This window comes from Curtobacterium flaccumfaciens (assembly GCF_051548005.1).
Taxonomy (GTDB): domain Bacteria; phylum Actinomycetota; class Actinomycetes; order Actinomycetales; family Microbacteriaceae; genus Curtobacterium.
Window position 1 is genome coordinate 1 of the sequence record NZ_JBPUGH010000127.1, and the last position, 9,845, is coordinate 9,845.

Consider the following 9,845-nt stretch of genomic DNA (forward strand, 5'->3'; position numbering starts at 1 on the left):
GGCTGGCACCGGCCGGCACCGGCCGGCACCGGCCGCCGGCGTACCGGGCACCAACGCACCGGGGACCGGCGCACCGTCGCACGGCACCGGACGTCCGGTGCGCCGGACGGTGCGACGTCGTGCGCACGGTGGCAGGTTGTTCCGCCGCACCGTGTGGACGACCTCGCACCGAGCAGGCCGACCGCGCCGTGCGCCCGGCTCACACGGGGATGTGCGCCCGCTCCTGCTCTCCCACGACGAACCTCCGGTGCCACGCGAGCGCACCCTGGTCGGTCAGGCTCGCGACCTGGTCGACCACGGCGCGCAGCCGTCCGGCGTCGTCGGCCGCCGCACGCCAGTCGGCCGCGAAGCCCGGCTCGAGGTCCGCGCTCCCCGTCGCGGCCAGGGCGTCGAGCAGCTCGGTGAGGACCCGACGCTGCTCCTCGTACACGGGCTGCCGGTCGCCGTGCGTCATCACGAACGCCGCCACGATGCCCTTGAGGACCGCGATCTCGCCGATGATCTCCGGCGGGGTGACGACCGAGGCGGCGAACCGCACGAGCGACCCCGACGCGTAGGACTCCCGCGTCGCTGCCGTCGCCGTGCGTGCGAATCGCCCGATGAGCTGCGAGGTGAGGTTCTTCAGCCGCGCCAGGTCTCGTCGGGACCCGTCGTACGACGTCATCCACAGGGGCAGCGAGCGGAGCCGGTCGAAGGCCTCGAGCAGCTCCTCGCGGCTGAGGTCGTCCCCGACCCAGGCGTGCATGGCGGTCACGATGTCGTTCTCGCCGACCCGGTCACCGAGCGCCGCGACGTCGATGAAGCCCGCGACGACGGCGTCCTCGAAGTCGTGCACCGAGTACGCGATGTCGTCGGAGAGGTCCATCACCTGCGCCTCGATGCAGCGCTGCCGACGGGGAGCCCCGGCGCGCAGCCACTCGAACGCCGCGTGGTCGTCGTCGTAGAACCCGAACTTCGTGCGCCCGGAGGACGACTCGGACACGCCCTGGGACGCCGGCCACGGGTACTTGCAGCTCGCATCGAGGGAGGCCCGCGTCAGGTTCAACCCGTACGCGCGGTCGTCGTCCGGCCCGGAGCCGTAGACCTTCGGCTCGAGACGGGTGAGGAGTCGCAGGGTCTGCGCGTTCCCCTCGAAGCCGCCGATGTCCGCGGCCCAGGCGTTCACCGCGGTCTCGCCGTTGTGTCCGAACGGCGGGTGGCCGATGTCGTGCGCCAGGCACGCGGTGTCCACGACGTCCGGGTCGAGGCCGAGCGAGTCGGCGAGCTCACGGCCGACCTGGGCGACCTCGAGCGAGTGCGTCAACCGGTTCCGCGCGAAGTCGAGCCCCGTCGTGGGGCTGAGCACCTGGGTCTTCGCGGCGAGACGTCGGAGCGCGCTCGAGTGCAGCAGCCGGGCGCGGTCACGGGCGAAGTCGGAGCGACGGTTCGAGTGCTGCTCGGGGAGCCAGCGCTCGGCATCGGCCGGACCGTACGAGGCGGTGGCGCTCATCCGCCGCTGTGGTGCAGCTCGGCGGCGGCGAGCACCTTGCGGAACTCGGCGTCGACGTCGCGCGACTCGAGCCAGCGGTCGGGCAGGGCGGTCCGCTTCGGGTGACCGGCACGCCCACGGGGGCCCTCGACGTCCGCGCCCGGGTAGGGGGCCGTCCAGTCGAGCTTGCCGAGGAGGTCGTCGATCTCCTGCAGGGAGGACGCCATCGCGAGACCCGAGCGCACGTCGCCGCCGATCGGGTACCCCTTGAAGTACCACGCGACGTGCTTGCGGACGTCGCGGCAGCCGTGGTCCTCGGAGCCGAAGAACTCGACGAGGAGCTCGGCGTGCCGGCGGAACGCGACCGCGACCTCGCCGAGGGTGGGCATCGCCCGGACGTCCTCGCCCCGGAACGCCGCTGCGAGGTCGCCGAACAGCCACGGACGGCCGAGGCAGCCGCGCCCGACGACCACGCCGTCGCAGCCGGTCTCGTCGACCATCCGCAGCGCGTCGGCGGCGGACCAGATGTCGCCGTTGCCGAGGACGGGGATGTCGGTGATCGTCTCCTTCAGCGTGGTGATCGCGGACCAGTCGGCGTGGCCCGAGTAGTGCTCGTTCGCCGTACGGGCGTGCAGGGAGATCGCGGCCACACCGGCGTCGCGGGCGATCCGGGCGGCGTCGAGGTAGGTCAGGTGGTCGGCGTCGATGCCCTTGCGCATCTTCACCGTCACGGGGACGTCACCGGCGGCGCGCACGGTCTTCTCGACGAGGTCCTTGAAGAGGTCGAGCTTCCACGGCAGCGCAGCACCGCCGCCCTTGCGGGTGACCTTCGGCACGGGACAACCGAAGTTGAGGTCGATGTGGTCGGCACGGTCCTCGCCCACCAGGATCGTCGCGGCCTCGGCCACGGTGTTGGGCTCGACCCCGTACAGCTGGATCGACCGCGGGGTCTCGGACTCGTGGTGCTGGATGAGCTGCATCGACACCGGGGTCCGCTCGACGAGCGCCCGCGAGGTGATCATCTCGCAGACGTACAGGCCCGCGCCGTACTCACGGCAGAGCCGGCGGTACGCCATGTTCGTGATGCCCGCCATCGGCGCGAGCACGACCGGCGCCTCGACCTCGATCGGGCCGATGCGCAAACCCTTCGGAGGCGCTTGTGTGATCGTCATACGTTCCTCATTCTCCCACGTCGGTGCGCGCCGGTAGCGTTCTCCACATGACCGACACCGCGATCGCCCGCTTCGACTCCGACGCCACCGCCCGCGGGCTCCGTGTGGAGGTCCTCGAACGGCCCGCCGCGGACTCGCTCGAGGAAGCCGCCGGGCTCCTCGGCATCGAACCGGGCGACATCGTCAAGACCCTCGTCGTGAAGCGGCACGACGGCGGCTTCTTGCTGGCGCTCGTCCCCGGCGGCCGCAGCATCGCGTGGAAGAAGCTCCGCACCGTCGTGGGCGTGAACAAGCTCTCGATGCCCGACGCCGCGACGGCGCTCGAGGCCTCCGGTTACGAACGCGGCACCATCACGCCCATCGGCGCGACGGGCGACCTGCCGGTGTACGCCGACGAGCGGATCCTCGGTCGCCGGGTCGCACTGGGTGCCGGGCGGCACGGGGCGAGCGCCTTCGTCGACGCCGACGAGCTCGTCGCCGCCTACGACGCCACGGTCGCCGACATCACCGACGAGGAGCCGACCCGCGGCTGACGACCACTGCCGCCGGTCGGTCGCCGCCGGTCGGACGCGGGCGGTCAGTCCGGGACTTCCGTCCACATCCCCTCGGCACCCGGGACGGAGCACGTGTCGCCGTCGCAGACCGGCGCACCGCCCGGGGCGACGAGCGCCAGCAGGGCGGGGCGTGCCTCCCGGCCGATCATCGTCAACGAACCGGTCAGCGCGTCGGGCACCGACACGGGCGGGGCGGCCTGGAGGCGCGGCTCGACCGCGCCGGTCGGCCGCAGGGCCGTCATCGGGTCGCCTCCGCATCCGCGCGGGCGTCGTCCTCGGCGCGCTGCGCCGCCTCGGCGAGCTCCTCGGGCGTGGTCTCGCGGAGCTGGACGACCTGCTGCAGGACCTGCGCGAACGCGGCCGGGTCCTGTGCGCCGGAGACGCCGTACTTGCCGTCGATGACGAAGAACGGGACGCCGTTGATGCCGAACGCCTGCGCCTGCGCCTGGTCGGCACGGACCGCGGCGAGCTGGGTGTCGTCGCGGAGGGTCGCCAGGACCTCGTCGCGGCCGAGACCGATCTCCGCCGCGAGGTCGGCGAGCGACTCGTCCTGTCCGACGTGCTCTCCACGCTCGAAGTAGGCGGTGAACAGGCGCTCGACCATCTCGAGCTGCTTGCCGTGCTCCTTGGCGAGGTGGATGACCTGGTGCGCCTTCACCGTGTTGGTGTGGTGCATCGCCTCGAAGTCGTAGGCGAGCCCGACCGAGCTCGCGATCCCGGTGACGTGGTCGAGCATCTGCTGCGCCTGTTCGACCGGCATGCCCTTGTGGCCGGAGAGGAACTCGGCCTCGGTGCCCTCGAAGTCGACCGGGGTGTCCGGGCTGAGCTCGAAGGAGTGGTACTCGACCTCGACCGGACGGGCATCACCCGACGCGGCGAACGCGGCCACGCCGGACTCGAACTTCCGCTTGCCGATGTAGCACCAGGGGCACGCGATGTCCGACCAGACATCGACCTTCACTGAATCGTTCACAGCGGCTCCAACGCCGGCCGGACGGGACTATTCCGAGGTCGCGGTCACGATCGAACCAGGGGACCGACATCGAACCGAGCGCAGGCCCTGGTTCGATGTCGGTTCCGTGGTTCGATGCGAGCACGCCGCAGCCGCAGCCGCAGCCGCGTCGGGTCGGGTCGCCGCGCGCTACGCGCCGAGGAGCCGCGCGGCGAGGTACCCCTGCAGCTGGTCGAGCGAGACGCGCTCCTGGTTCATCGTGTCGCGCTCGCGCACCGTGACGGCCTGGTCGTCGAGTGTGTCGAAGTCGACCGTGATGCAGAACGGCGTGCCGATCTCGTCGTGACGGCGGTAGCGACGGCCGATCGCACCGGCGTCGTCGAAGTCGACGTTCCAGTGCTTGCGGAGGTCGTCGGCGAGCCCACGGGCCACCGGCGAGAGCTGCTCGTTGCGCGACAGCGGCAGCACCGCGGCCTTGACCGGGGCCAGGCGCGGGTCGAGCCGCAGGACCGTGCGCTTGTCGACGCCGCCCTTCGCGTTCGGGGCTTCGTCCTCGTGGTAGGCGTCGATGAGGAAGGCCATGAGCGCGCGGGTGAGACCGAACGACGGCTCGATCACGTACGGCACGTACTTCTCGTTGGCCGCCTGGTCGAAGTAGCGGAGGTCCTTGCCGGAGGCCTCGATGTGGTTCTTCAGGTCGAAGTCGGTGCGGTTCGCGACACCCATGAGCTCGCCCCACTCGGAGCCCTGGAAGCCGAAGCGGTACTCGATGTCGGCGGTCGCGTCGGAGTAGTGCGCACGCTCGCCGTCAGGCACGTCGAAGCGGCGGAGGTTCTCGGGGTCGATGCCCAGGTCGGTGTAGAACGCGACGGAGTCGGCGATCCACTGTTCGTAGTGGGTCTCGGCGTCGGCCGGCGGCACGAAGTACTCGATCTCCATCTGCTCGAACTCACGCGTGCGGAAGATGAAGTTGCCGGGCGTGATCTCGTTGCGGAAGGCCTTGCCGACCTGCCCGATGCCGAACGGCGGCTTCTGCCGGCTCGTCGTGACGACCTGCGCGAAGTCGACGAAGATGCCCTGCGCGGTCTCCGGGCGGAGGAAGTTCAGCCCTTCTTCCGACTCGACCGGGCCGAGGTAGGTCTTGAGCATGCCGGAGAACTCACGCGGCTCGGTCCACTCGCCGCGGGTACCGCAGTTCGGGCACGCGATCTCGGCCATGCCGCCTTCGGGCTTCCGGCCCTTCTTCGATTCGAAGGCCTCGAGCAGGTGGTCCTCACGGAAGCGGTGGTGGCAGTGCAGGCACTCCACGAGCGGGTCGGTGAAGGTGGCGACGTGACCCGAGGCCTCCCACACCTTGCGCGGCAGGATCACGGCGGAGTCGAGGCCGACCATGTCGCCGCGACCGCGGACGAACCGCTGCCACCACTGGCGCTTGATGTTCTCCTTCAGCTCGACGCCGAGGGGCCCGTAGTCCCATGCGGAGCGGGATCCACCGTAGATCTCCCCCGACTGGAAGACGAAGCCACGGCCCTTGGCCAGGGCGATGACGCTGTCGAGACGGGAGGACTGTGCCAAGAGGGACTCCATGGGTCGCCGGACTGGGTGCCCGGTGCGGGAAGGTACCGGGCAAGCGTACCGGCCTCTCGGCCGTCGGCGGACGGGAGGCGCGGCAGCTGTGGACAGGTCGTCTCACCCCACAGGGGTGAAGCCGGGCAGTCCCCCGAGCACGTCGACGACGCGGGCCACGTCCTCGTCGTCGTTCCAGAGGTGGAACGCCAGGCGCAGCCGACCGGCCCTCCCGCTCGCCGTGATGCCCGCGTCGGTGAGCGCACGCAGCGCCGCACCCGCCGGGTCCACGAACGTCGTGATCGCCTGACCGCTCCGGGGTGACCCGAGCGCGTCCGCGAGCCGGTCCGTGAGTCCGGTGGCGTGCCTCCAGGCCGATGCCGGGTCGACGGAGGCGAGGTGCCGCAGGGCGGCGACCGCCCCGGGCCAGGCCTGCCACGCCGGGGACACGTCGAACCGCCGGGCGTCGTCGGCCAGCTGCATCGTGGGGCCGTAGCAGGACGACCACACGTCGGCACCCGCGTACCAGCCGGCCTGCACGGGGCGGAGTCGCTCGAGCGCGACGTCCGAGAAGGTGGCGAACGCGACGCCGCGCGGAGCGCAGAGCCACTTGTAGGCGTGTGTGACGGTCACGTCGAACGGCGCCGCGCTCACCGGGAGCACCCCGGCCGCCTGCGTCAGGTCGCACAGCGTCCGCGCACCGACCGCGTGGGCCGCGTCGAGCACCGGCGCCGGGTCGGTGACCGCGCCGCTCGCGGACTGCACCGCGGACCACGCGACGAGCGCGGTCCCGGGCCGGACCTCGTCGGCGAGTCGTGCGAGCGGGACGCTCCGGATCCGGACACCGCGGTGTGCCTGGGCGTGGAACGGGAAGACGACCGAGCTGAACTCGCCGTCGGGGACGACGACCTCGGCTCCGTCGGGCAGGGCAGCGGCGACGACCGCGACCATCGCGGAGGTCTGCGAACCGGTCGCCACCCGCGCGGGCTCGACGCCGACGATGCGGCCGAAGAGCGCGCGGCCCTCCTCGACGAGCGCACCGTAGGCCACCAGGGACGATGCCGCTCGGCTCCACTCGTCGAGGTCGGCGCGCATCGCCGCGAGCGTGCCGTGGGTCGGGAGTCCGGCAGTGCAGGCCGCGAGGTACCCGGAACCGTCGACGAAGGAGTCCATGCCCCCACCGTGGCGTCGCCCGGTCCATCACACCAGGGCAGCTTCCTTCACTCCCCCATAACATGGCGTTGTGGACGGTCTCGATCCCCAACTCCTCCGTGTCCTGCGCGCCGTCCGCGACGGCGGGTCGATCAGCCGAGCCGCGGGCGCGCTCGGGTACAGCCAGCCGGCCGTCAGCCAGCTCCTCGCGCGGGCGGAACGACGACTCGGGCACGACTTGGTGCTCCGCGGGGCGCGGGGCGTCACCCTGACGGAGTCCGGGCGGGTCCTCGCCGAGCACGCCCTGTCGGTCGAGGCCGCCCTGACCGCAGCACGCGAGGACCTGGACGCCGTCGGTGGACTCGCCCGCGGACGGGTCCGGATCGCCGGGTTCCCGAGTGCTTCGTCGACGCTCGTCCCCGCCGTGCTGGCGACCATGGCCGCCGACAGCCCGGGTGTCGTCACCTCGTACGTCGAGGCCGAACCGCCCGAGGCCGTCGAGCTCCTGCGCCGAGGCGAGGTCGACGTCGCGATCACGTTCTCGCACGCGCCGCAGGACGACGACGTGCTCGCCGACCCGACGCTCTCGGCGCGAGTCCTCGGACGGGATCCGCTGGCACTCGTGACACCGGCCGGCACGGGCTGCGCGGAGGCGGTCGCGGACCTCGCACTGCAGCGGGACGCACGCTGGATCGGTGGCTGCCCGCGCTGCCGCGGACACCTGTTGGCGTCGTGCGCGGCGTCCGGTTTCACCCCCGACCTCGTGCTCGAGACGGACAACGCGGCCGCCGTCGTCGGGCTCGTCGCGGCGGGCCTGGGCGTCGCGCTCCTGCCACGGCTCGCGCTCACCACGACGGTCGTGCCGCCGGGCGTCGCGGTGACGCCGGCGAGCGACGAGCTCGCCCGTCGCGTCGAGGTGGTCGTGGCCCGGGGTGCCGAGCGGGTGCCGAGTGTCGGCGCTGCGCTCGACGCGGTCGGCACGGCCGCCCACCTGCTCGGCTGACGGGGCCGGCGCGAGCGCGACACCGGTCGGACGGGAGGCGCGGGTCGGCGCCGCCACGGACCTCCCGTCAGGCGGTGGGCGCGTCCACGGCACCGCCGTAGCGTCGGTCGCGGCGCGCGTACTCCTCGATCGCTCCCCACAGGTCGGTGCGGCGGAAGTCCGGCCAGAGGCGGTCGAGGAAGACCATCTCGGCGTACGCGGACTGCCAGAGCATGAAGTTCGACGTGCGCTGCTCCCCCGAGCTCCGGAGGAACAGGTCGACGTCCGGAAGGTCGGGCACGTAGAGGCGCTTGGCGAGGGCCTTCTCGGTCACCTGGCTCGGCTTGAGGCGCCCGGCGGCGACGTCCTCGGCCAAGCCCCGGACGGCGTCGACGATCTCGTTCCGGCCGCCGTAGTTGACGCACATGGTCAGCGTGCAGACGTCGTTGTGGGCGGTCATCCGTTCCGCGGTCTGCAGCTCGTCGACGACACTGCGCCAGAGCCTCGGCGCGCGACCGGCCCAGCGGATCCGCACTCCCCACGCGTTGAGCTGGTCGCGACGGCGGTGCAGGACCTCGCGGTTGAAGCCCATGAGGAACCGTACCTCCTCCGGAGAGCGCTTCCAGTTCTCCGTCGAGAAGGCGTACGCCGACACGTGCTTGACCCCGATCTGGACCGCGCCGGCGACGACGTCGAGCAGCGAGGCCTCGCCGGCCTTGTGCCCCTCGACCCGGGTGAGGCCGCGCTGGTTCGCCCACCGGCCGTTGCCGTCCATGACGATCGCCACGTGCTCGGGCACGAACCGCGCGGGGATCGCGGGCGGCTGCTCCCCCGTCCAGTCGACGGGTCGGAGCGGCTCGGACTCGGCGTACCGGCGTGGGCTCATGCAGTGGTTCCTTCGGTGTCGGCGGCGGTCGGGGTGGGCACCGCGGGGGTCGGGGTGGCCGCCACGGCTGCCGGGACACCGCCCGGGGTCGGCGCGACCGGGGCCGGGTGCTCGGTGCGGTCGACGTGCGGCAGCGACCGGAGCGATCGTTCCAGGTGCCACTGCGCGTACGCCGCGACCACGCCGGACGCCCGCGAGCGGGTGCGTTCGTCGGCGGCGTCGACCGTGCCCCAGTCGCCGGCGAGCAGGGACCCGAGCAGTCCGAGCGTCACCGGGTCGAGCCGTGGAGTGCCGGGAGGTGCTGCGTGGTCCGCGACGACGCCGCCGAGCTGCACGACGAACGCCGAGTGCGGCCCCGGCTCTCCCGTCACCGCACAGTCACCGAACGAGGGCGCCCACCCCGCGATGCTCATCGCCCGGAGCAGGTAGGAGTCGAGCGTCGCCGTCGCCGCGTGCTCCCCACGGGCCAGGGACCGGAGCGCGCCGACGAGCAAGAGGTACTGCTGGAGTCCGGCGTCCGCCTCGCTCAGTCGGTCGGCGGTCTCGACCATCGCGCTCGCGGCCGTGTACGAGCCGTAGTCGGCGACGATCTGGGCCCCGTACGATCCGAGGGACTCCGCCTGGGTCACGATGTCGAGCGACCGGCCCTCGTAGAACTGCGCGTCGACGACCATGAACGGTTCGAGTCGGCTGCCGAACTTCGACGCGGTGCGCCGGACGCCCTTCGCGACCGCGCGGATCTTGCCGTGCTGACGGCTGAGCATCGTGACGATGCGGTCGGCCTCACCGAGCTTGTGGGTGCGCAACACGACGCACTCGTCCCGGTACAGCGGCATTGCTCCAGTATCCCCCGGTCCACCGACGCTGCGCGCCGGGCGCGCGCGGCGCCGTCCCTTCCCGCCGAGCGGACGCGACACGCCGCTCACATCCAGCGAGCGGGAGGTGAGCGGCGCCCGCCGCGCCGAGCGGGAGAGAAGGGGCCCGCTCGCGGCGCGGGCGTCGTCGCGCGCTCGTTCTCGGCGCGACCGTCGTCGCGCGCCCGTCGCCCGCCCGCGCATCGCGCCCCGTGAGGAACACCGCGCCCGTCCTGGTGGGGCGCAGTGTTCGCAGCGG

Annotated in this window: 10 protein-coding genes; 2 read left to right on the top strand and 8 right to left on the bottom strand. The window is 72.4% G+C overall.

Annotated elements, in window-relative coordinates:
* Positions 1–199: 199 nt before the first annotated feature.
* Positions 200–1,489 carry a deoxyguanosinetriphosphate triphosphohydrolase gene (locus tag ACSW7Y_RS13505; protein WP_438126769.1) on the bottom strand — a complete coding sequence of 430 codons (1,290 nt, stop codon included), beginning with the start codon at positions 1,487–1,489 and terminating at the stop codon, positions 200–202.
* Positions 1,486–2,640 carry a tRNA dihydrouridine synthase DusB gene (dusB, locus tag ACSW7Y_RS13510; RefSeq protein ID WP_438126770.1) on the bottom strand — a complete coding sequence of 385 codons (1,155 nt, stop codon included), beginning with the start codon at positions 2,638–2,640 and terminating at the stop codon, positions 1,486–1,488. Before dusB ends, ACSW7Y_RS13505 begins: the two co-directional genes overlap by 4 nt.
* A 47-nt stretch (positions 2,641–2,687) precedes the next feature.
* Here dusB and ACSW7Y_RS13515 point away from each other — a divergent pair, with 47 nt between their 5' ends.
* Positions 2,688–3,173: an aminoacyl-tRNA deacylase gene (locus ACSW7Y_RS13515; protein ID WP_438126771.1), complete on the top strand. Its 486-nt coding sequence runs from the start codon at positions 2,688–2,690 to the stop codon at positions 3,171–3,173.
* Between the two features lie 44 nt (positions 3,174–3,217).
* On the opposite strand, the gene ACSW7Y_RS13520 is transcribed toward ACSW7Y_RS13515, so the two are convergent.
* The 4 genes from ACSW7Y_RS13520 to ACSW7Y_RS13535 all read right to left on the bottom strand — a co-directional run bounded on the left by ACSW7Y_RS13520 (position 3,218) and on the right by ACSW7Y_RS13535 (position 6,885).
* Positions 3,218–3,436 carry a hypothetical protein gene (locus tag ACSW7Y_RS13520; protein ID WP_438126772.1) on the bottom strand — a complete coding sequence of 73 codons (219 nt, stop codon included), beginning with the start codon at positions 3,434–3,436 and terminating at the stop codon, positions 3,218–3,220.
* On the bottom strand, positions 3,433–4,167 hold the full coding sequence (locus ACSW7Y_RS13525; protein WP_438126773.1) for a DsbA family oxidoreductase: 735 nt from the start codon (positions 4,165–4,167) through the stop codon (positions 3,433–3,435). Before ACSW7Y_RS13525 ends, ACSW7Y_RS13520 begins: the two co-directional genes overlap by 4 nt.
* A 168-nt stretch (positions 4,168–4,335) precedes the next feature.
* On the bottom strand, positions 4,336–5,721 hold the full coding sequence (locus ACSW7Y_RS13530; RefSeq protein ID WP_438126774.1) for a glycine--tRNA ligase: 1,386 nt from the start codon (positions 5,719–5,721) through the stop codon (positions 4,336–4,338).
* Positions 5,722–5,835: 114 nt separating this feature from the next.
* The gene (locus ACSW7Y_RS13535) at positions 5,836–6,885 is read right to left on the bottom strand and encodes an aminotransferase class V-fold PLP-dependent enzyme (protein WP_438126775.1); all 1,050 of its coding nucleotides are present in this window, start codon (positions 6,883–6,885) and stop codon (positions 5,836–5,838) included.
* 70 nt (positions 6,886–6,955) lie between these two features.
* Between ACSW7Y_RS13535 and ACSW7Y_RS13540 the strand changes: the two genes are divergently transcribed.
* A complete protein-coding gene (locus ACSW7Y_RS13540) occupies positions 6,956–7,867 on the top strand; it encodes a LysR family transcriptional regulator (RefSeq protein ID WP_438126776.1) in 912 nt (303 codons plus the stop codon).
* Positions 7,868–7,934: 67 nt separating this feature from the next.
* Here ACSW7Y_RS13540 and ACSW7Y_RS13545 read toward each other — a convergent pair whose 3' ends face one another.
* Both ACSW7Y_RS13545 and recO read right to left on the bottom strand, forming a co-directional pair.
* Positions 7,935–8,732, bottom strand: a complete 798-nt coding sequence (locus ACSW7Y_RS13545; RefSeq protein WP_438126777.1) for an isoprenyl transferase — start codon at positions 8,730–8,732, stop codon at positions 7,935–7,937.
* Positions 8,729–9,568, bottom strand: coding sequence for a DNA repair protein RecO (gene recO, locus ACSW7Y_RS13550; protein WP_438126778.1), 840 nt, complete (start codon positions 9,566–9,568; stop codon positions 8,729–8,731). The genes ACSW7Y_RS13545 and recO overlap by 4 nt, the downstream gene beginning before the upstream one ends.
* Positions 9,569–9,845 lie beyond the last annotated feature (277 nt).

Excerpts from the sequence above, each read along its gene's own strand:
- recO (WP_438126778.1), bottom strand. The coding sequence starts at position 9,568 with ATGCCGCTGTACCGGGACGAGTGCGTCGTGTTGCGCACCCACAAGCTC.
- ACSW7Y_RS13505 (WP_438126769.1), bottom strand. The coding sequence starts at position 1,489 with ATGAGCGCCACCGCCTCGTACGGTCCGGCCGATGCCGAGCGCTGGCTC.
- ACSW7Y_RS13520 (WP_438126772.1), bottom strand. The coding sequence starts at position 3,436 with ATGACGGCCCTGCGGCCGACCGGCGCGGTCGAGCCGCGCCTCCAGGCC.
- ACSW7Y_RS13545 (WP_438126777.1), bottom strand. The coding sequence starts at position 8,732 with ATGAGCCCACGCCGGTACGCCGAGTCCGAGCCGCTCCGACCCGTCGAC.
- ACSW7Y_RS13515 (WP_438126771.1), top strand. The coding sequence starts at position 2,688 with ATGACCGACACCGCGATCGCCCGCTTCGACTCCGACGCCACCGCCCGC.
- dusB (WP_438126770.1), bottom strand. The coding sequence starts at position 2,640 with ATGACGATCACACAAGCGCCTCCGAAGGGTTTGCGCATCGGCCCGATC.
- ACSW7Y_RS13535 (WP_438126775.1), bottom strand. The coding sequence starts at position 6,885 with ATGGACTCCTTCGTCGACGGTTCCGGGTACCTCGCGGCCTGCACTGCC.